General features: G+C 69.8%; 17 protein-coding genes and 1 pseudogene. 6 read left to right on the top strand and 12 right to left on the bottom strand.

Annotation, left to right across the window (positions count from 1 at the left end):
• Window positions 1–64: 64 nt before the first annotated feature.
• Both TR33_RS16690 and TR33_RS16685 read right to left on the bottom strand, forming a co-directional pair.
• A complete protein-coding gene (locus TR33_RS16690; RefSeq protein ID WP_014909545.1) occupies window positions 65–628 on the bottom strand; it encodes a DUF1850 domain-containing protein in 564 nt (187 codons plus the stop codon).
• A 13-nt stretch (window positions 629–641) separates the two neighbouring features.
• The gene (locus tag TR33_RS16685) at window positions 642–1,724 is read right to left on the bottom strand and encodes a TAXI family TRAP transporter solute-binding subunit (protein ID WP_042283983.1); all 1,083 of its coding nucleotides are present in this window, start codon (window positions 1,722–1,724) and stop codon (window positions 642–644) included.
• On the opposite strand from TR33_RS16685, the pseudogene TR33_RS26080 reads away from it, so the two are divergent.
• A pseudogene (locus tag TR33_RS26080) lies at window positions 1,693–2,970 on the top strand (TAXI family TRAP transporter solute-binding subunit); the annotation flags it as partial. The gene TR33_RS16685 and the pseudogene TR33_RS26080 sit on opposite strands and share 32 nt — an antisense overlap.
• Window positions 2,971–2,980: 10 nt before the next feature.
• Here TR33_RS26080 and TR33_RS16680 read toward each other — a convergent pair.
• From TR33_RS16680 to TR33_RS16665, 4 genes are all read right to left on the bottom strand, one after another.
• Window positions 2,981–4,459: a sensor histidine kinase gene (locus TR33_RS16680; RefSeq protein WP_014909145.1), complete on the bottom strand. Its 1,479-nt coding sequence runs from the start codon at window positions 4,457–4,459 to the stop codon at window positions 2,981–2,983.
• 20 nt (window positions 4,460–4,479) lie between these two features.
• Window positions 4,480–5,196 carry a response regulator transcription factor gene (locus TR33_RS16675; RefSeq protein ID WP_014909335.1) on the bottom strand — a complete coding sequence of 239 codons (717 nt, stop codon included), beginning with the start codon at window positions 5,194–5,196 and terminating at the stop codon, window positions 4,480–4,482.
• 140 nt (window positions 5,197–5,336) lie between these two features.
• On the bottom strand, window positions 5,337–7,058 hold the full coding sequence (gene glpD, locus TR33_RS16670; RefSeq protein WP_014908649.1) for a glycerol-3-phosphate dehydrogenase: 1,722 nt from the start codon (window positions 7,056–7,058) through the stop codon (window positions 5,337–5,339).
• A gap of 98 nt (window positions 7,059–7,156) precedes the next feature.
• Window positions 7,157–8,209 carry a helix-turn-helix transcriptional regulator gene (locus TR33_RS16665; RefSeq protein WP_042283980.1) on the bottom strand — a complete coding sequence of 351 codons (1,053 nt, stop codon included), beginning with the start codon at window positions 8,207–8,209 and terminating at the stop codon, window positions 7,157–7,159.
• Between the two features lie 99 nt (window positions 8,210–8,308).
• On the opposite strand from TR33_RS16665, the gene TR33_RS16660 reads away from it, so the two are divergent.
• Both TR33_RS16660 and TR33_RS16655 read left to right on the top strand, forming a co-directional pair.
• On the top strand, window positions 8,309–8,725 hold the full coding sequence (locus tag TR33_RS16660) for a DUF3224 domain-containing protein (protein WP_017533346.1): 417 nt from the start codon (window positions 8,309–8,311) through the stop codon (window positions 8,723–8,725).
• 86 nt (window positions 8,726–8,811) lie between these two features.
• On the top strand, window positions 8,812–9,195 hold the full coding sequence (locus TR33_RS16655) for a SpoIIAA family protein (RefSeq protein ID WP_014910073.1): 384 nt from the start codon (window positions 8,812–8,814) through the stop codon (window positions 9,193–9,195).
• Here the strand turns inward: TR33_RS16655 and TR33_RS16650 are convergent.
• Window positions 9,177–10,061 carry a lytic transglycosylase domain-containing protein gene (locus TR33_RS16650; RefSeq protein ID WP_014909244.1) on the bottom strand — a complete coding sequence of 295 codons (885 nt, stop codon included), beginning with the start codon at window positions 10,059–10,061 and terminating at the stop codon, window positions 9,177–9,179. The genes TR33_RS16655 and TR33_RS16650 overlap by 19 nt on opposite strands.
• A 195-nt stretch (window positions 10,062–10,256) precedes the next feature.
• Between TR33_RS16650 and TR33_RS26655 the strand changes: the two genes are divergently transcribed.
• Window positions 10,257–10,412 (top strand): hypothetical protein, encoded by a 156-nt coding sequence (locus TR33_RS26655; protein WP_159068794.1) that lies wholly within the window; start codon window positions 10,257–10,259, stop codon window positions 10,410–10,412.
• 341 nt (window positions 10,413–10,753) lie between these two features.
• On the opposite strand, the gene TR33_RS16645 is transcribed toward TR33_RS26655, so the two are convergent.
• The 5 genes from TR33_RS16645 to groES all read right to left on the bottom strand — a co-directional run bounded on the left by TR33_RS16645 (window position 10,754) and on the right by groES (window position 16,639).
• Window positions 10,754–11,860: a GuaB3 family IMP dehydrogenase-related protein gene (locus tag TR33_RS16645; protein ID WP_042283978.1), complete on the bottom strand. Its 1,107-nt coding sequence runs from the start codon at window positions 11,858–11,860 to the stop codon at window positions 10,754–10,756.
• 119 nt (window positions 11,861–11,979) lie between these two features.
• Window positions 11,980–13,470, bottom strand: a complete 1,491-nt coding sequence (guaB, locus tag TR33_RS16640) for an IMP dehydrogenase (protein WP_014912486.1) — start codon at window positions 13,468–13,470, stop codon at window positions 11,980–11,982.
• A gap of 294 nt (window positions 13,471–13,764) precedes the next feature.
• A complete protein-coding gene (locus TR33_RS16635) occupies window positions 13,765–14,415 on the bottom strand; it encodes a sigma-70 family RNA polymerase sigma factor (protein WP_376737577.1) in 651 nt (216 codons plus the stop codon).
• Between the two features lie 204 nt (window positions 14,416–14,619).
• On the bottom strand, window positions 14,620–16,224 hold the full coding sequence (groL, locus tag TR33_RS16630; protein WP_014913507.1) for a chaperonin GroEL: 1,605 nt from the start codon (window positions 16,222–16,224) through the stop codon (window positions 14,620–14,622).
• Window positions 16,225–16,330: 106 nt separating this feature from the next.
• Window positions 16,331–16,639, bottom strand: coding sequence for a co-chaperone GroES (gene groES / locus TR33_RS16625; protein ID WP_014910929.1), 309 nt, complete (start codon window positions 16,637–16,639; stop codon window positions 16,331–16,333).
• A 227-nt stretch (window positions 16,640–16,866) separates the two neighbouring features.
• Here groES and TR33_RS16620 point away from each other — a divergent pair, with 227 nt between their 5' ends.
• Both TR33_RS16620 and TR33_RS16615 read left to right on the top strand, forming a co-directional pair.
• Window positions 16,867–18,126: a class I SAM-dependent methyltransferase gene (locus tag TR33_RS16620; protein ID WP_017533344.1), complete on the top strand. Its 1,260-nt coding sequence runs from the start codon at window positions 16,867–16,869 to the stop codon at window positions 18,124–18,126.
• Window positions 18,127–18,514: 388 nt separating this feature from the next.
• Window positions 18,515–20,758, top strand: a complete 2,244-nt coding sequence (locus TR33_RS16615) for a hypothetical protein (RefSeq protein ID WP_017533343.1) — start codon at window positions 18,515–18,517, stop codon at window positions 20,756–20,758.
• Window positions 20,759–20,785: the final 27 nt, after the last annotated feature.

Below are 20,785 nucleotides of genomic sequence, written 5' to 3'. Positions count from 1 at the left end.
GTCGCGCGGCGGAGTGTCTCAGGCGGGGGCGGGGCGTGTCCTCGGGAACACTCCCTCGGTCGTGCTAGTCGCACTCCGGCTGCGGATCGTGATCGAAGAGCAGCTGGAGGGCGGTGGCCCTGACGGGCTCGATGAGCACCCTGCGGGTCGCCAGGCACGGTGACAGCCGTACCTCGGCGTCGGGGGTGCGCACGCGGTGATCGACCGAGGGCGCGCCCACGCGGATCGCGACCTCGGGTCCGATGTCGCGTTCCATGTCCTCGATGACCCACCATTCACCGTCGGCTCGGCCGTTCCCCTCTCCGGGGATGTGGCCCATACCGGCGCCGAACTGGCGTAGGCGGGTGGAGTCGACCACCAGGGTGTCCTCGCGGACCTCGATGTTCTCCTCGATCGGCAGATGGTCGATCGAGTGCACGTAGGCGATCGTGAACCGTTCCCCCTCGGCCAGGGGCAGGTGGCCGAGGTGTTCTCCGTCGACGCTCAACCGGAGCGCGGGCCACAGGGGCAGAAGGGCGGCCGCCGCCCCCAGGGCCAGGAGGATGGTGATGCCCCCGATCGCGGCGATCCGCGGACGCCGGGGCGTTCCGGTGTCCGCGGATCCGCGCACCCTCTTCGGGGTACTCATCGGGTCACGGGTCCTACTCGTCGTCGGAGTCCTCGGCGGCGGCGTCCTCGTCGCCGGAGGAGTCCGCCTCGGGCAGCAGGTCCGCCGGGATCTCGATGCCCTGCTCCTCGTAGAAGCGGACGGCGCCCGGGTGGACGGGGACCGGGCTGTTCTCGATGGTCTCCGGGACCAGGTACTTCTCACCGGGACCGTAGACGCCGATGACCTGGTCGATGTTGTCGAACATCGCCTTGGTGATCTCGTAGGCCTGGTCCTCGTTGAACTCCCCGCTCACGACCAGGGCGTTCCACACGGCGATGGTGTCGACGTCCTCGTCGACACCCGGGTAGGTGCCGCCCTCGATGACGTGCTCGGTGTAGCCGCCGTAGCCGCTGACGACCGCCTCGCGCTCGTCGTCGCACATCTCGATGATGGCGATGTCCTCGGTGGTGCCGAGCTCGGTGATACCCGAGTGGCCCTCGCCGACGACCCAGGAACCGGCGTCGAGCTGGTTGTTGGTCAGGGCGTTGGCGGTCTCGGCGTAACCGAGCTGCTGGAGCTCGATCTCCTTGGAGGAGATCTCCAGCGACTCGAACACCTGGTTGGTGGTGGCCTCGTTACCACTGCCGATGTCGCCGACGGAGTAGCGGTTGCCCACCACGTCGGAGAAGCACTCGAAGCCCTTGGACTCGGCGATGTCGGCCAGGGTCACGGCGTGGAAGACGTTCGGGTACATGACCGCGAGCGAGTAGGTCTCGATCGGCTCGCCCTCGAAGTCACCGGTACCCGTGAAGGCCTGGTCCGCGGCGTCGCCCTGAACGATGGCGAGCTGGCCGTCGCCGCCGCCCAGCAGACGGATGTTCTCGACGGAGGCGCCGGTGGCCTCGACCGAGGCGCTCTGGCCTTCGAGGTTGTCGCCGATGATCGTGCGCAGGGCGCCGCCGATCGGGTAGTACACACCGCTGGTGCCGCCGGTGACGATGCTGAGGTTGTTCTGGACGGGCCCGCCACCGAGTTCGACGTCTTCGGCGGCCTGCTCTGCGGGCTGTGCCCCGCACGCCGCCAGCAGGAGAACGCCGGCGGGGATGGCGGCCAGGGACAGCGGATTGCGTCGCATGGTCGGTTGGGTCCTCTCGGATTTTCGGCTCAGGGGATGTCGGAGAACTTCGGGGGTATGGGTACTCCGGTACACACCCGCCCTCCGGGTACGGATATGGCATGTACCACTCTCCGTCGCGAGCAACCTAACCGTCATTCCTGTGAAACGGGTAAACCGGGGAGGTGAATTTGAGCCTCTCCTGAGGTTCGTCCCCGATTGCTATTGTTCGGGTATGGAGCGGCCTCCCACCCACCGTCTGTGGGCGACCACCCGAGCCCTCTCCGTCGGTCTGTTGACCGTCACACTGCTCTCCTGGTCACACCCCCTTTACACGGACCCCCTCCACCTGTCCATCGGCACGGGTGGAGCCGGCGGCGTGTACCACACGTATGGAACCGGTCTGGCGCACGTGGCCGGTTCCGATCCGGACACGCGCATCCGTGTCCTGACGACGGCCGCCAGTGTGGAGAACAACCGGTTGGTCGCCTCGGGATCGCTGGACGCGGGTTTCACCCTCGCCGACGTGGCGGCCCTGGCCGTCCAGGGCGAGGAGCCCTTCGACCGTCCACTGCCGATCACCGCGATCGCCCGCCTGTACGACAACCACACGCACGTGGTGGTCCGCGCGGACTCCCCCTACCAGAGCGTCTCCGACCTGGCGGGGGGCACCGTCTCCGTGGGCGCGCTGGGGTCGGGGACCGAGATGATGGCCGAACGCCTCCTCCGCGCCTCCGGTCTCGGGGAGGACGGCGAGGGCATCGAGAGCGGGATACCGATGGACGAGGAGGGGCCCCGGGACGAGGAACGGGCGACACCGCCCTCCGGCCCCTCGGGCGTGACCCGGCTGCGGCTCTCCATCGGCGCCTCGGCCTCGGCCTTGGAGGAGGGGCGGGTCGACGCCTTCTTCTGGTCCGGCGGTCTGCCCACGAAGGTCGTCGCCGATCTCGCCGAACGGACCCCGATCCGGTTGTTGGACCTGTCCGAACACGTTCCGGACATGGTCGAGGAGTACGGCGAGTTCTTCTCCGAGCTACCGGTGCCCGCCGGAACGTACGAGAACGTGCCCGCGGTGCGCACCATCGGCGTACCGAGCCTCTTGGTGGCCAACGAGCAGATGCCCGATCGGACGGCGGAGGCGCTCACCCGGCTGCTGTTCGAGTCCCGGAACGAACTGGCGGAGATCCACCCGGTCGCCCTGCAACTGCATCCGAGGTCGGCCATATCGACCCTGCCGGTGCCCCTGCATCCGGGCGCCGTCTCCTACTACCGGTCGGTCAAGTACGCCCATGACTCTCCGGCGTCCCCTCCGGGTCCCCTTCGCACCCCTCCCCCGGCTCGTGAGGGGAGATCGCCCGGAGCCGGATCCGGGCGTCGATCCCGTTCGGCCGTGCCGGTCGCAACGACAGGCTCGCCCCCTGGAGCTCCAGCAGGGTGACCACGATGGACAGCCCCAGTCCGGAGCCGCCCCCGCCCCCGTCCCGCCAGAAGGGTTCGGTGGCCCGGTCGAGCTGTTCCTCGGGGAGGCCGGGGCCGTCGTCCACCACGTGAACGTCCAGATGCCCCTCCCGACCGTCGACCTCCCACACCGGTTCGCCCACACGGACCACGATCCGCACCCCGTGTCCGCCGAACTTGAGGGCGTTGTCGATGAGCGCGTCCAAGGCCTGGTCGAGGGTGCCCTCCACGCAGCGCACCGACACCCCGGACCTCCCCTCGCAGAGCAGCTCGGCGCGGGCGCGTTCGGCGATGGGGCTCCACGCCGCCACCCGGTTCTCGACGACCTCCCGGACGTCCTCCCACACCATCGAGTGTTCGGCGTCCTCGGTACGGGCGAGGGTGAGCAGGCTGTCGCAGATACGGGTGAGCCGGTCCACCTCGTCCAAGGCCAGTTCGTGTTCCTGCCGGGCGTCCGGTCCCAGGTGTCGGGCGAGACCGTCCACCCGCAGGCGTAGCGCGGCCAAGGGGTTGCGGACCTGGTGTCCGGCGTAGGCCACGAAGGTGCGCTGACTCTCCAACATGGAGGTGATGGTGTCGGCCATCTGGTTGAAGGACTCCCCCAACCGCCGCAGTTCCTCCGGGCCGGCCGCCGTGGGCACCCTGATGTCCAGACTCCCGCCGCTCACCGCGCGGGTGGCCTCGTCCAGGTCGTCGATGGGACGCAGGATCCACCGGGTGAGCGGACCGGCCGCGGCGATCCCGGCCAGCATGAGCGCGAACGCCACCAGCCAGGTCACCCCCCACTGCACGAGGGTGGCGCGACGCAGCGACTCGGTGGGAGAGACGGTGACGGCGGCGCCGACCACCTCCCCGGAGCGACCGATCGGCTCGGCCACCACGAGCGGGCGATCCTGCCAGGGCCAGACCACATGGTCACCGCCCACCCGGTTCCCTGCCAGGGCGGTGCGCACCGGCTCGGGCATGTCGCCGTCCCCGCCGGACCACCCGTCCGGCTCCAGATCGGCGAGGGTCAGGCCGGATCGTGAGGAGGCCACCACCTCGCCGTCACGGTCCACCACCAGTGCCGCGATCCCGTACACCTGCTCATAGGCGGCCAGCTCACCGGCGAGGGTGCCCCCGTTCCCGGTGAGCACGCTCGGCTCGGCCAACCCCGCGAAACGCGCGGTGTCGTTCATCCTGTCGAGCAGCATGTCCGAGGTGCCGCGGGCGGCGATATTGCCGCACAAGGGCACCGCCAGAGCAAGGCAGGCCGCCACCAGCAGGGTGACGTACACGGTCACCAGACGTCTGCGCATACCGGGCCCCAGTCGGCCTCTCAGCTCCGAGAGGCGCGGGCGGACGCGGCGACCGGACGGCCGCCGTGCGGTCCGCCGGCGCTTCCCAGGCGGTATCCGACCCCGCGCACGGTCTGGATGAGCCGGGGTACTCCCAGCTTGGAGCGCAGGGTGCCGATGTGCACTTCGAGCGTGCGCAGGGTGCCGGGCCAGGCGGTCTGCCACACGCGGAGCAGGAGGTGTTCACGGGAGACGACGGCCCCGGCGTCGCGCAGCAGTACCACGAGCAGGTCGAACTCCTTCCGGGTGAGCTCGACCGGTCTCCCCTCGCACTCGACGGTGCGGGTGATCAGGTCGACACGGACCGGGCCGGCCTCCAACGTGGTGTCGACCCTCTTACGGGTGCGCCGCAGGACGGCCTCCATCCGGGCGCAGAGTTCCTCGATGCCCAGGGGCTTGACCACGTAGTCGTCGGCACCCGAACGCAACCCCAGTACACGGTCTCGCTGCCGGCCCCGCGCGGTGACCATGATGACCGCGGTGTCCCCGAAGTCCTGACGTTCACGAAGGAGACGGCACAGCTCTATGCCGTCCATGTCCGGTAACCCGAGGTCGAGAAGGACGACATCGGCGGGCGGCGCGGCCAACGCGCTCGCTCCGGTTCGGACTTGGTCCACCTCGTAACCGTGTGCTTCGAGCGCACCGGCGAGGGCGTCGGCGAGCCGGACGTCGTCTTCGACGAGCAGCACCTTGATCATGACTGCGGGTCCTTTGGAGGGTAAGTACACCAGGGGGTCATAAGCACCCTAACGGGACCGTGTGCCATGGGACACAACAGGGTGACCGCACTGTGTGACCAGTGCGATCCCCCCTGTGTTCCGAATATCGGAAGTCCGGCTCAGGAACGGTCGGCGTGCACGTCCGGGACGATCTCCGGCGCCCCGTGCTGGATCGCGTCGGCCTCCTGGTCGGTGTCCTGTTCCTGGGCGGCGCGTTCGGCCTCGATGCCCTTGCGGTAGTACTCCACCTCGCGCTCCACCTGCGCCCGGTCCCACCCGAGGGGCTCGGCCATCAGCTCGGCCGCCTCCTCGGCGGCGGCGATCCCCCGGTCCCAGGTCTCGAACGTGATGCGGGTCCGCCGGGACAGGACGTCCTCCAGGTGTCGGGCGCCCTCGGCCTCCACCGCGTAGACGACCTCGGCCCTCAGGTAGTCGTCGGACCCGGCCAGCGGGCGGCCCAGGTCCTCACGCTCCTTGATCAGGTCGAGCACGTCGTGGACGGCCGAACCGAAACGGCGCAGCAGATGCGAGATCCGGGAGACGTGCAGGCCCGAGTCGCGGGCCAGCCGGTGACGCTGGTTGTACAGCGCCGAGTATCCGTCCGCGCCCACCAGCGGCAGCCGATCGGTGACCGACTCGGGAACACCTCCGCCCAGGCCGTGCGCCACCGCGTCCACGGCGTCCTTGGCCATGACCCGGTAGGTGGTGTACTTGCCGCCCGCGATGAGCACCAGACCCGGTACGGGATGCGCGACCGTGTGCTCGCGGGACAGCTTGGAGGTCTCCTCCGACTCCCCCGACAGCAGCGGGCGCAGACCCGCGTAGACGCCCTCGACGTCGTCGCGGCCCAGCGGCGTGCGCAGGACCTGGTTGACGTGGTCCAGGACGTAGTCGATGTCGGCCCGACTCGCCGCCGGGTTCTCCTTGTCCAGGTCCCAAGGGGTGTCGGTGGTGCCGATGATCCAGTGCCGTCCCCAAGGGATCACGAAGAGCACGCTCTTCTCGGTCTGGAGGATCATCCCGGAGGAGGCCTGGATACGGTCGCGCGGCACCACCAGGTGCACGCCCTTGGAGGCGCTCACGTGGATCTGACCGCGACCGCCGACCATCTCCTGGATGTCGTCGGTCCACACGCCGGCGGCGTTGACCACCTGCCGGGCCCGGATCCGCAGCCGCTCCCCGCTCTCGAGGTCGGCCGCGGTCGCCCCGACCACGTGCTCGCCCTCGCGCAGGAACTCGACCGCCTGTACCCGCGAGGCGATCCGCGCGCCCAGGCCGGCCGCCGTCCTCAGCACCGTGGTGACGTAGCGGGCGTCGTCGACCTGACAGTCCCAGTACTGGATCGCTCCGGCGAGGGCGCTTCTCTTGAGCGCGGGGAAGACCCTCATCGCACCGGATCTGGTCAGATGCCGATGCGAGGGCAGCCCCCGGTTGTTGCGCGAGGTCATGGCGAGGGTGTCGTAGAGGGCGACGCCGGCCCCGATGTAGAAACGCTCCCAGTGGTGCTGGAAGGGGAAGAGGAACGGCACCGGCCGGACCAGGTGCGGGGCGAGTCGGGTGAGCAGGAGCCCGCGTTCCTGGAGCGCCTCCTGGACGAGTTCGAAGTCGAGCTGTTCCAGGTAACGGAGCCCGCCGTGGATCAGTTTGCTGGACCGGCTGGAGGTGCCCGAGGCGAAGTCGCGCGCCTCGATCAACCCCGTGGACAGGCCGCGCGAGACCGCGTCCAGGGCGATCCCCGCCCCCACGATCCCACCTCCGACCACGAGCACGTCGAGTTCCTCGTCGGCCATGGAGGCCAGCGCCGTGGCGCGGCCCTTCGGTCCCAACCAGGTGGTCGCCATAGGTCGTCCTCCGTCTCGATGGGTCTTTCTCCCGAGCGCATACCCGCTCGAGGCCCGTCCATCGGGCCGATCGGTGTGGCGACCGACCGGTGGGCCTCTCAGGCTAACCCGGACGACCCCGACATCTCGCGGAGCCACACGGGGCCTCCCCGATCCCCACCACCCCCTCGGTCCCTCCCCTCGTAGAGACGCCCCAAGGCCGCCACCTCGTCGGCGACCGCTCGACGCAACTCCTCCGGACCGAGCACCTCCGCCCCCGTGCCCATGCGGAGCAGATCGCCCACGGCCACGGCGAGCGCCTCCACCTCCATCTCGACCTCCACCCAGCCCCGTTCGTCCGGTGGCCCGGCCCCCTTCAGGGCACGGACCCCGACCGCGCCGAACCGCATCGGCAACAGCTCCCGTTCCCTCGGCGAGATCCGCAGGCGGGCCCTCCCTCGGAGCACCGAACCCTCCAGTCGACGGGCCGACTCCTCCCAGTAGGAGACCAGGTCGAAACCGGTCGGCCGCTCGAAGACCTCCCCGGTCGTCTCCACGGACGAAAGGCGGGAGACCCGGTAGGTCCGCACCGCCCGCTCGTCCCCGGCCTCGACCGACGCCACCAGATACCAGGTCCCGCCCTTGAGCACGACGCCGAGCGGCCACAGCTCCCGCTCGACCTCGGTGTTCCGCCGCCGGTAGAGGACGCGCAGCACCCGCCGCTCCCATACCCCCTCGGTGACCTCCGCCAGAAGAGGCACCTCCTCGGCGTCGCGGAACCACCCGGACGCGTCCAGGTGGAAACGGTCCCGGACCCGCTCGGCGCGTTCGGCCAACGGGGCGGGGAGAGCGGCCCGCAGCTTGTGCCGGGCCGTCGCCAGCACGGCGTCCAATCCCAGGTCGCGAGCGGCGGAGGGGGCTCCGAGCAGGAAGAGCGAGTCGGCCTCGGCGCCGGTGAGCCCGGTCAGCCGGGTGCGGTACCCCTCCATCAACCGGTAGCCGCCCTCGGGGCCCCGATCGGCGATCACCGGGACGCCCGCGGTGCCGAGCGCCTCGACGTCCCGATAGACGGTGCGGACCGAGACCTCCAGTTCGGCGGCGAGGCGGTCCGCGGTCATACGGCCTCGGTTCTGCAACAACAGGATCAGGGAGACCAGTCGATCGGCGCGCATGAGAACATTCTCCGCCTACCTGACAGAAGATGTCAGGTACCCCGAGCAGGCTGGTCCTCGAACGCGGGAGAGACCCGCACCGAAACGAGGGGCCATGCCATGTCATCGTCGAACGGAACCCGGATCGAGGGAGCCTTCACCTTCTCCGATTGGAAGGAGGAGCAACTGACCGAAGGCCCCGGCCCCACTCTCGCGCGGGCCCACGTGACCAACCATTTCAGCGGTGGGATCGAGGCGCCCGACAGCACCTGCGCCTACACCTTCGTCCACCTGGAGGACGGCACCGGCTCGTTCGCGGGGCTCCAGCTGTTGAACGGGACCCTGGACGGCCGCGAAGGCGCCTTCATCATCGAGGAGCGCGGCACCTTCACCGGTCAGGGGAACGTACGGTGCTCCTTCGAGGTCGTCTCCGGCAGCGGGACCGGGGCGCTGGAGGGGCTGAGCGGTCGAGGCTCCTACGTCGCCGTCCACGGGAAGCCCTCGGTCCCCTACACCTTCGAGTACACCCTGCCCTGACGTCGAACGACCTTCCTCGAAGGGCATGGGGGACACCTCGAACGGGTAGTCCGCCCGCACACCCTCTTTCGAGGAAGGGAGGAGCCGTGTACAGGAGACTGGACTCGGGCGAGGACGACGTGCTCGGCTACGAGGTGGAGGACACGATCCCCCACGACGATTTCGAGGAGATCCTGGACGAGGTGCGCGAGGTCATCCGCCGCTACGGCGCGGCCCGCCTCCTCGTCCGCATCCACGGCCGTCCCTCCACCGAGACGCCCACCTTGGAGGAACGCCTACGGTTCGCCAAGGAGCACCTGCACGACATCGAGCGCTACGCGGTGGTGGGCGACGACCGGATCATCCGCTTCCTCACGACCCTCGCCGACGCCTTCGTCGACATGGATCTGCGCTTCTTCGAGCTCGACCAAGAGGACGCGGCCTGGGCGTGGGTGCGCGACAAGAGCACCCCTCAGGAGGCGTCGGCGTAGGCGTGGGCGTAGGCCAGGACGTCGGCCACGTAGGTTCCGGAACGGTTGTAGGTGAGGATCGCCCGCTCCCAGTCGTTCGCCGTGGTCAGATCCCGTCCGTCCGCGCACAGGTAGCGGCCGGCGCTGAGGGCCGCGTCGTCGATGTTGTGGGGGTCGGGGGTATCGCCGCTCGGAGAGTCCCCCCATCGGGCCCAGGTACTCGGGATGAACTGCATCGGGCCGATCGCCCGGTCCCATTCGGTGTCCCCGTCCAGTTCACCGCCGTCGGTGTCCGGGATCGCCTGGGTGTTGTTCTGCCCGTTCAGCGGGATGCCGATGACGTCCACCGTGGTGGTGCCGTCGGGGCCGATCTCGCCGCCCGCGTAGGTGCCGTGGCGGGATTCCACGTAGCCGATGCCGGCCAGGGTCGGCCAGGACAGTCCGCACGTGGGCAGCTCCTCGTCGAGGATCAACTGGGCGCCCGCGTACCCTTCCAGGGCGCGCACCGGGATCCCGGTGCCCTCGGCGACCTCGTCGAGCCAGGCCTCATCCGGTCTGGGCGGACCGCTCTCCGGTCGGGTGCGCTCGTCCGCGCCCGCGTCGAGGGGCTCCTCCTCGGCCGTGTCGGCCTCGGGCCCCTCCTCACGGGCGACCACGTCGTGGTGCTCGGGGGGACCGGTGAGCTCGTCGTGCGGAGGCGTGGCGATCGCGCCCGCCGAGGGCTCCTCCGCCGCCGCTCCCGGCGCCTCCCAGGTGTTGAGCGCGCTGGAGACCTTGCCCACCAGGACCACGACCCCGGCCGTCACCAGAAGACACACGGCCAGGGTGATACAGACCGCGATCGTCGGACCGCGGCGCCGTCGAGCACCGGTCGCGCTGTCGCCCATCCCGTCCTCCCCAAAGAAAGGTCACCGAGTCATCACGAGACAACAAAACTCGCCTCATAGTGGCACACGATCGCCTACGAATCGCACCCGTGCGCGCACGAAAAAGGGGACGCCCCGCGTGACGCGAGACGTCCCCCGACACTCGATCACCCTCGAGCGACCGCCCCCACCTGCCCGAACGCCCACCCTCAGGGTGTGCGACCGGTACACGAGTTCCTACAGCAACCCCGGGGGAGTAACGGCCCCGCCCCTACCTCGACCCCCTGTAGTGACCGGCACGCGGTCTCCTGCACCGGCCGCAGGGGGTCGCTGTACGCGGTCTCCCACACCAACCCCCTGGGGTCGGTGTAGGAGATCGAGCGGCGGGTCCCACCCCTGGGGGTGAAGGTGGAAGTCCGCACCCTCCGGCACCCCAGGGGGTCGGTGTACGCGGTCCCCTACCTCGCCACGGGGGGTTGCCCGTTCGGGCGCCGGGAGTGTTCTGCAAGACGAGTCAAGCCGCCAGCGAGGAACGAGCCAGGCGTAGACGAGGATGAAGAACGCTCCCTCCCCTGGCGCCCGAACACGGCCCGAAGCGCCAGCGGAGGGCCAAAGCAAACACTTTCGGGCCCTAGCCACAGCAGGGTGTAAGGGTGACACGACCTCCCACCTCAACCCCCGGAGACCCTGAAGCGCCGGCGGAGGGCCAAATCCTAACGGTGCGGGTTGACCACGACCTCCACCCGCTGGAACTCCTTCAGGTCGGTGTAACCCGAGGTGGCCATGGTGCGGCGGAGGGCGCCCATGAGGTTCATGGAGCCGTCGCTGGTGGAGGCGGGGCCGTGGAGGATCGACTTGAGGTCGCCGATGGTGCCGACCTCGACGCGTTCGCCGCGCGGGAGCTCCTCGTGGTGGGCCTCGCTGCCCCAGTGGTAGCCGCCGCCGGGCGCCTCGGTGGCGCGGGCCAGCGGGGATCCGACCATGACGGCGTCGGCGCCGCAGGCCAGGGCCTTGGCGATGTCGCCGCTGCCGGTCATACCGCCGTCGGCGATGACGTGCACGTAACGGCCGCCGGATTCGTCGAGGTAGTCGCGGCGGGCCGCGGCGACGTCGCCGATGGCGCTGGCCATGGGGACGGCCACGCCCAGGACGGAGCGGGTGGTGTGGCCGGAGCCGCCGCCGAAGCCGACGAGGACACCGGCGGCACCGGTGCGCATCAGGTGCAGGGCGGCGGTGTAGGTGGCGCAGCCGCCGACCACGACGGGGACGTCGAGGTCGTAGATGAACTGCTTGAGGTTGAGCGGCTCGGCCCGGCCGGAGACGTGCTCGGCGGAGACGGTGGTACCGCGGATGACGAAGATGTCCACGCCCGCGTCGACGACCGCCTTGTGGTACTGGGCGGTGCGCTGCGGCGACAGGCGCGCGGCGGTGACCAGACCGGCGTCACGGATCTCCTCGATCCGGCGGCCGATCAGCTCCTCCTGAATGGGGGCGGAGTAGATCTCCTGGAGCCGCTTGGTGGCCGCGACGTCGTCGAGGTCCCGGATCTCCTGGAGCAGCGGTTCGGGGTCCTCGTAGCGGGTCCACAGACCCTCCAGGTCGAGAACGCCGAGTCCGCCCTGTTCACCGACCGCGACCACGGTCTTGGGCGAGGCGACGCTGTCCATGGGGCTGACCACCAGGGGCGTCTCGAACCGGTAGGCGTCGATCTGCCAGGTGATCGACACCTCCTCCGGGTCGCGGGTCCGTCGGGCGGGCACGATCCCGATCTCGTCGAGTTCGTAGGCACGACGCCCGTTCTTGCCCAGCCCGATCTCCACCTGAGCCAACGCTTCGCTTCCCCTCTGACGTGCGGCTCCGGCCGGTCGACCGGAGCGATGACCGCGGACGCGAGTCTATCCGCCCGCGGTCATCCTCTGCTCGGCCCCATCGCCCGAAGTCAGCGGGCGTTGTAGTTGGGGGCCTCCACGGTCATCTTGATGTCGTGCGGGTGGCTCTCGCGCAGGCCGGCGCTGGTGATGCGCATGAGCTGGCCACGCTCGCGGAGCTCGGGGACGGTGCGGGTGCCCGCGTACCACATGGACTGGTGGAGACCGCCGACGAGCTGGTGGGCGACGGCCGAGAGCGGGCCGCGGAAGGGGACCTGTCCTTCGATGCCCTCGGGGACGAGCTTGTCCTCGGAGGAGACGTCGGCCTGCGCGTAGCGGTCCTTGGAGAAGGAACGGCCGCGCATGGCGCCCAGCGACCCCATGCCCCGGTAGGCCTTGAACTGCTTGCCGTTGATGAAGATGAGCTCGCCCGGGCTCTCCTCGACACCGGCGAGGAGGCTGCCGAGCATGACGCTGCTCGCCCCGGCGGTGATGGCCTTGGCGATCTCGCCCGAGTACTGGAGACCGCCGTCGGCGATGAGCGGGACCTCGGCCGGCCCACAGGCCTTGGCGGCCTCGAGGATGGCGGTGAGCTGGGGCGCGCCCACGCCGGCGACCACGCGGGTGGTGCAGATGGAGCCCGGCCCCACACCGACCTTGACGGCGTCGGCACCGGCGTCGATCAGCAGCTGGGCGCCGGCGCGGGTGGCGACGTTGCCGGCGACGATGTCGGCGCGGGAGTTGGCCTTGAGCTTGGAGACCATGTCGGCGAGGCCGGCGGAGTGGCCGTGCGCGGTGTCGACGACGATGAAGTCGACCCCGGCGTCGATGAGCAGCTTGGCGCGCTCCTCGGCGGCGGTTCCCACGCCCACGGCGCCGCCGACGACGAGGCGGCCGTCGGCGTCCTTGGTGGCGTTGGGGAACTGCTCGCTCTTGATGAAGTCCTTGACGGTGATCAGACCGCGCAGGCGGTTGTCGGCGTCCACGAGCGGGAGCTTCTCGACCTTGTGCTCGCGCAGCAGTTCGAAGGCGCGCTCGCGGCCGACGCCGACGGGGGCGGTGACCAGGTTCCGGGTGGTCATGACCTCGCGGACCGGGCGGGAGCGGTCGTCCTCGAAGCGCATGTCACGGTTGGTGACGATGCCGACGAGGGTGCCGTTCTCGTCGGTGACCGGGACGCCGGAGATCCGGTAGTGGGCGCAGAGGCGCTCGACCTCGGCCAGGTCGTCCTCGGGACGACAGGTGACGGGGTCGGTGACCATGCCGGCCTCGGAGCGCTTGACCAGGTCGACCTGGCCCGCCTGGTCTTCGGCGGAGAGGTTGCGGTGCAGGACGCCGACGCCGCCCTGGCGGGCCATCGCCACGGCCATGCGGGCCTCGGTGACGGTGTCCATCGCGGCGGAGATCAGCGGGATGCTCAGGGAGATGTTGCGGGACAGCCGCGTGGCGGTGTCCACCTCTCCGGGCTGGAGGTCGGAGTAGGCCGGGACCAGCAGAACATCGTCGTAGGTCAGGCCCGGCGGGAGCAGTTTGTCCCCGTAGTCGCTGTAGTCCTGGCTCATGACACAACCTCCGCTGTTGACCGGCAACACCTGCGCGGATCGCCCCCGCGTGTCGTCTCATCCTAGGTCGTCGACCCGGTCGCCCCAGGTGGATCGGACTGTTTGCCCCGTCACCCCGCACCCAAAGTGGCCAACGTCACGGTTTGAGCGGCCCTCAGGTCAAGAGAGGATCACCGGGGCGCGGCGTGAAGGTAACGGCAGTAGCCCTTGGAGCCCACGATCAGAGGGTGGACGAAACGGTTCGGACAGGAACGCGGTCCCGGCCCGGGCCTGCGCCCGTGTTCGAGGGAGCTTCTATGGGAGGACGCGGTTCGCCAGGGCCACCTTCCGAAGCCGAGCGATAGCTCGGTGCTGGGCAACCCGTACCGCCCCTGCCGACATTCCAAGGAGATTTCCCGTCTCGTCCGCTGTCAATCCTGTGATCACCCGCATCACCAGCAGTCTTCGCTGCTGTTCGGGCAATTCGTCGAGGAGGTCTCTGGCCCGCTGTGCCTCGATCACGCGCACTGCGGACTCCTCGGGCCCCGGCCCCTCGTCCGGCTGTTCGGGCACGGTGTCGGTGGGGACCGTCTCCACCCGACCCGCCACACGGAGGGTGTCCGCGACCTTGTGCGCGGCGATGCCGAACACGAAGGAGGCGAAGGGCCTGCCTCGGTCCTGGTAGCGGGGGATCGCCGAGAGCAGGGCTATACAGACCTCCTGCGCGACGTCGTCGGAGTAGTGCGCCAGCCCCGAGACCCGTGCCAGGCGACTGCGACAGTACCTGACCACCATGGGCCGGACCTCGCGCAGTAGCGAGTCCATGGCACTGTCATCTCCTTGGACGGCGAGCGAACCCAATCGGTTCAAACCCGTCTCACGCGATTCGGGGGCCGCCCCCTCGTGTTCCTTGGGCGTCCCTGTCCGCTGCGCGGTAACGCCTTCCCGGGCGCCTGCATCCGTCACGTTACGAATGATGCCCGCACCACGGGACCCAACCACTCCAAACGGCAACTACAGAATGGTCACATTTTGGGAAAATAGGCTGAAATCGCCACCACATCGACCCTGTTTTTCGCCCTCAGCGTGGTAATGAGCGGGGGTGGGACGCCGTGGCGCCCCACCCCCGCTCGAGGTCATCGGTACGGAAACGTACCCGACCCGACGCTCCTAGTGAGCGTGGCCGTGACCGTCGTCGTCGCTCTCCTCGGGCTTGTCCGCGACCAGCACCTCGGTGGTCAGCAGCATGCCCGCGATGGAGGCGGCGTTCTGGACGGCGGAGCGGGAGACCTTGACCGGGTCGAGGATGCCCTCGGCGGTCAGGTCGCCGTAGGTGCCGGTCGCGGCGTTGAAGCCGTGGCCGACCTCCAGCTCGGAGACACGGTGCGTGACGACGTAGCCCTCGGCGCCCGCGTTCTCCGCGATCCACCGGGCGGGCTCGACCAGGGCGCGGCGGACGATCGCCACACCGGTGGCCTCGTCACCGGTCAGGCCCAGGTCGCCCAGGGCGGTGGAGGCGTGCACCAGGGAGGCGCCGCCACCGGCGACGATGCCCTCCTCGATGGCCGCGCGGGTCGCCGAGATGGCGTCCTCGAGGCGGTGCTTCTTCTCCTTGAGCTCGACCTCGGTGGCCGCGCCCACGCGCAGCACCGAGACGCCGCCGGCGAGCTTGGCCAGACGCTCCTGGAGCTTCTCGCGGTCCCAGTCGGAGTCGCTCGCCTCGATCTCGTTGCGGATCTGGCGAACGCGGTCCTCGACCTCGGCCTGCGCGCCGGCACCGTCGACGAGCGTCGTGGCGTCCTTGGTGATCGTGATGCGACGGACGCTGCCCAGCGCGTCCAGCTCGGCGTTCTCCAGGGTCAGGCCGACCTCCTCGGAGATGACCTGGCCGCCGGTCAGAACGGCGATGTCCTGGAGCATGGCCTTGCGGCGCTCACCGAAGCCGGGCGCCTTGACGGCGGCGACGTTGAGCATGCCGCGCATCTTGTTCAGCACCAGGGCGCCCAGGGCGTCGCCCTCGACGTCCTCGGCGATGATCAGCAGCGGCTTCTTGCTCTGGACGACCTTCTCCAGGAGCGGCAGCAGCTCGTTGAGGTTGCCGATCTTGCCCTGCGAGATGAGGACGAGGGCGTCCTCCAGGACCGCCTCCTGGCGGTCCCCGTCCGTGACGAAGTACGGGGAGATGTAGCCCTTGTCGAACTGCATGCCCTCGGTGAAGTCGAGCTCCAGACCGAAGGTCGGGGCCTCCTCCACCGTGATGACGCCGTCCTTGCCGACCTTGTCGAAGGCCTCGGCGATCAGGTCGCCGATCTGGGCGTCCTGGGCGGAGTTGGTCGCCACGTAGGCGATGTCGGAGCGCTCCTTGATCGGAACGGCGCGCTCCAGGAGGGTGCGCGACACCTCGGCGGCGGCGGCGTCGATGCCCTTCTTCAGGGACATCGGGGAGGCGCCGGCGGCCACGCTGCGCAGGCCCTCGCGGACCAGCGCCTGGGCCAGCACGGTGGCGGTGGTGGTGCCGTCGCCCGCGGCGTCGTTGGTCTTGGTGGCGACCTCCTTGACCAGCTGGGCGCCCAGGTTCTCGTAGGGCTCGTCCAGCTCGATCTCACGGGCGACGGTCACACCGTCGTTCGTGATGGTGGGGGCGCCGAACTTCTTGTCGATGACGACGTTGCGGCCGCGCGGGCCCAGGGTCACCTTGACGGCGTCGGCGAGACGGTTCACGCCCTGCTCGAGAGCGCGGCGGGCGTCGTCCTCGAACTCCAGGATCTTCGGCATCTGTGGTGTTTCCTCTTAGCGGTGTGAGGTCGAAACGAGAACATCCCGCCCCGCCCGGCTTCGAAGGCCGACCGGTGCGGGATGTTGAGGGCTCAGTAGCCGAGGACTACTTCTCGACGACCGCGAGCAGGTCGCGAGCGGAGAGAACCAGGTACTCCTGGCCGTCGTACTTGACCTCGGTGCCGCCGTACTTGCTGTAGAGGACGACGTCGCCGACCTTCACATCGAGGGCGACGCGCTTGCCGTTGTCGTCGAGGCGACCGGGACCCACGGCCAGGATCTCGCCCTCCTGGGGCTTCTCCTTGGCGGTGTCCGGGATGACCAGACCGGAGGCGGTGGTCTGCTCGGCCTCCAGGGTCTTGACCACGACGCGGTCCTCGAGCGGCTTCAGCACGGTCTTGGTGGCGGTCGACACTGTGTGACCTCCCCCTTCAAGGTTTCGGTGTCCTGAACATCGGCCCGTGCGGTGGCACGGACCGGCTATGTAAAAGGGGCGACCGCGGCGGCCTGTCGTCGCGGGTGCCAGACCGGCCTCGTCGCGTTTAGCACTCTACCCCCGAGAGTGCCAGAATGGAAATGTGGCGAGGACCCCTCCCGTAGGGGGCGGCCACCTACCCCGTCGTGCCCATCGCAGGAGGATCCATGCGCCTTCCCGCCTTCTCGGCCCTGCTCACCGACGCCGGGCGGGAGATCATCGCCGGCGTGGATCCGTCCGAGGCGGCCCGGAATCCGCTGGCGACCGCCTCCCACCTGCGCGAAGATCCGGCCGTGGCCGCACTGGCCCCGGAGCTCCCCGTCTCCGAGCTGGTCAACGCCGTGATGACCCAGGTGGGGCTGCGCGAGCGGGGGCGCGCCAAGTTCGGAGAGCGCGCACGGGGGATGTTCTTCACCCCCGACGGTCTCGAACAATCCACCCGGGGCTCGGTGGCCGCCTATCGCGCGGCGAGGATCGCCGCGACGTCCGCCGTCTCCCTGGACGCGGGCGACCTGTGCTGTGGGATCGGCGCGGACCTGCTGGCCCTGGCCGAACGGGGGGTGAGGGTCGAGGGGGTGGACGCCGACCCCCTCACGGTGGCGGTGGCCCGCGCCAACATCGAGGCCCTCGGACTGGAGTCGTACGCCCGCGTCCGTGAGGGCGACGTGAACGACGTGACCCCGGGCGCCTACCCCCTGCTGTTCTGCGACCCGGCCCGTCGGGGCGGTCGTGGCCGGGTGTTCGACCCGGCCGCCTACTCCCCTTCGTGGGACGTGGCCACCGATCTGGCCGAGAGGGCCGAGGCGGCCTGCTTGAAGGCCGCCCCCGGGATCCCCCACGAGGTGCTCTCGCCCGCCGCCTCCGCCGAGTGGATCTCGGTGGACGGGGAACTGAAGGAGACGGCCCTGTGGTTCGGGGCCCTGGCCGGGGGGCCGAGCCGGCGGGCGACGGTCCTGCACGAACGCCCGGGGCTGCTGGAACGCGAGGGGGCGATCGCCCACCTGGACGCCGACCCCGACGTCGGCCCGGCTCCGGTGGACGCCCCGCGTCGCTACCTCTACGACCCCGACCCCGCCGTGGTGCGTTCGCACCTGGTGGCGGAGGCGGCCGCACGCGTGGACGGCGCGCTGTTGGACGAGCGCATCGCCTACTTCACCTCGGAGCGGGCGGAGGCCTCGGCTCTGTGGCGCGTGCTGGAGATCGTCGAGTTCGCGCCGTTCTCCCTGAAGCGATTGCGTTCTTCGATTCGATCGCACAAGGCCGGAACGATAACGATCAAGAAACGTGGTTCGGCGGTGGACACCGAGAAACTCCGCCGTGATCTGCGGGCCTCCGGACCGGAATCCATGACCGTCGTCCTCACCCGGATCGGAGAAAAGCCCTTCTACCTGCTGTGTCGTGAGATCCCCGCGCCACAGGCGATCTGAGCGGACCCTCGACCCGGGGTGCGGATCGGCCCTCCGGCATTCGAAACGGCGGCCGGGAACCATATCGTTACCTATCCCACCGACATCTTTGGCGGTCTCCCCTGGCTCGCCCAAGGGATGTCGTTAAACTGGCGAACGCTGAATTCTTTCCCTTCTCATGGGCTCCCCCGGAAGGCCACGCTCGTCGGATCCGCTCCCCTGCGGTTCGTCCGGCGACGACCCGCACCCGCTGTGTGCACGCACGGTCACGTTTTCATCACGGTGAGACGCGACCGGCGCGTGACCACGCCCGCCCGGGGACCATCGAGAACCCGTCCCCCCGGTACCTCTCCACCGTCCGATGAATCCGGGTACGGACGGGAGCGCCAGAACCATAAGGAGCACCTCGGTGGAACAGACCAATCACAACTTCCTCAACGGGGGAGGTCAGGCCGGTGTCTCCGACCGGATGCGCGACCTCCTGTCCCAGGCCGCTCAGGAACACGTCTCGGAACAGAAGTCCCAGGGTGCCGTCAACGAGGAGATGCGTCAGCGCCTCGAGGGCATGGAGTGGCTGCTGCGCGAGCTGCGCGAGCGCGAACTCGTCTCTCTGGCCGAGTCGATCACCGCGGTCGACGGACGCATCGACGACTTCATGGCCCGCCCCCCGGAGTGGGCCGAGGCTCTCGCCGAGCACATCGAGGTCGTCGGACGACAGGTCAAGCCCCTGTCGGACATGTCCTCCCTCCGGGCCGACACCAACCGCATCGCCGGTCACCTCGACACCGCGCTGACCCGGCTCCAGCGCATGGCCGAGACGGGGACCAAGACCGCCGAGCAGCTCTCCGAGGTCGGCGAGCGCGTCACCGAACTGGGCGAGACCTTCGGGACCCGTCTGGACGCCCTCGACGCCGCCCTGAAGAGGCTGAACGAGCGGACCGAGGCCATCGAGACCTCGCTCGGCGCCGTGGACACCGCCCTCGGGGAACGCCACGAGGAGCTGACCACCACGGTCCGCACCACCCTGGCCGAGAGCAAGGACGAGCTCGCCGAGGCCATCGAGCGGAGCCGGGAGACCCTGGACACCGCCGTCCGCGAGAGCCGCGAGGAGCTGAACGCCACCGGTGTCAGGCTCGGCGAGGAGCTCACCACCGCCCTGACGGAGCGCACGGCCGAACTGCGCTCCCTGGTGGAGGAGAGCACCTCCGAGCAGAGCCGGATCCTGCTGGAGCGTCTCCAGGAGAACACCGGCGAACTGGGCGAGCGGTACGAGACCCTCTCCGAGGGGCTCACGGCGCTCGGCACCGCCGCCGAAGAGCGGCACACGGGCCTGACCGAGCGGGTCGAGGCACTGGAGACCGCCTCCACCGAACGCCACGAAGCCCTCACCACCAGGCTCACCGAGGCCGGCACCGCCGCCGAGGAACGGCACACGGGCCTGACCGAGCGGATCAAGGCGCTGGAGACCACCTCCACCGAACGCCACGAGGCCCTCACCGGCAGGATCGAGGCCACCGAGACCGCCGCCGCCGCGCGCGACGAGGCCCTCACCACCAAGCTCACCGAGAACGTCGGCCACCTCAGCACCCAGGCCGACGAGAACCACGCCGAGGCCACCGCCGCCGTCGCGGACCTCACCGGCACCCTCACCAAGATGCGGGAGACCCACGAGTCCTCCCTCACCGAGCTGCGCACCCACCTGCGTCAGCGGCTGGCCGAGCTCGACGAACAGATCGAGCTGGGTCGCACCGAGACCCGGGAGCACGCCGAGGCCACCGCCACGAGCCTGCGCGAGTCCGTGACCGAGCGGACCGACGCCTTGGCCGCGCGGGTCGCCGAGGACGGCGAGAAGGTCGCCTCCGACCTCACCCGGCTGCGTACCTTCGTCCAGGAGGCCCACGACAGGCTCTCCACCGAGACCGAGGAGCGCCACCGGACCCTCGCCGAGTCCCTCACCGAGCAGGGCGAGACCCACCGGACGGCGCTCGACGAGCGGCTGGAGCGTCACCGCGAGGCCCTCAACGGCAAGGTGGACAACCACCTGTCGCAGATCACCGGCAAGGTCGACCACGAGCTGGGCCGCCTGACCGACCGCTTCGACACCTTCGAAGGCCACTTCGAGGGCAGCTTCGAGAGCGTCGAGGGCAAGATCGACCGGGTCGACGGTCGACTCGACGGGGTCAACGGCCGGCTGGACGGCCTGGACGGCCGTGTCAACGGGGTCGAGGGCAAGTTCGAGGGCGTCAGCGGACACTTCGAGGGCGTCGACGGCCGCATGGAGGCCATCGACGACCGCCTGGAGGCCCTCAACCAGCGTCTCAACCAGCTCCCGCAGACCCTGGAGGTCAGCGAGGTGCACCGTCGCCTCACCGAGCTGGTCGACCGCCCCCTCCTCGACCACTCGGGCAGGCTCGACGAGATCGACGCGCACGTCGTCTCGGCGGTCGAGCCGGTCCTGCGCGAGCTCAAGCAGCGTCCCGACCGTCACGAGTTCGAGGAGACCGTCACCGAGGCGGTCGAGAACTCGCACGACGACATCACCAAGCGGTTCTCCTCGCTGGAGGAGACGGTGCTCGCCCTGGCCGAGGCCCTGCTGCGCCCCGGTCGTGACGGCAAGAAGAAGCGCCGCCGCGACGAGGACGACGACGAGTGATCGATCCTCCCCTCACGGAGGAGCACG

Origin of the sequence: Nocardiopsis alba (assembly GCF_000710955.1) — a bacterium.
In the GTDB taxonomy this organism is placed as follows: Bacteria; Actinomycetota; Actinomycetes; order Streptosporangiales; family Streptosporangiaceae; genus Nocardiopsis; species Nocardiopsis alba.
The sequence above is the reverse complement of the archived record's forward strand: the minus strand, read 5'-3'. Positions and strand labels throughout refer to the sequence as shown.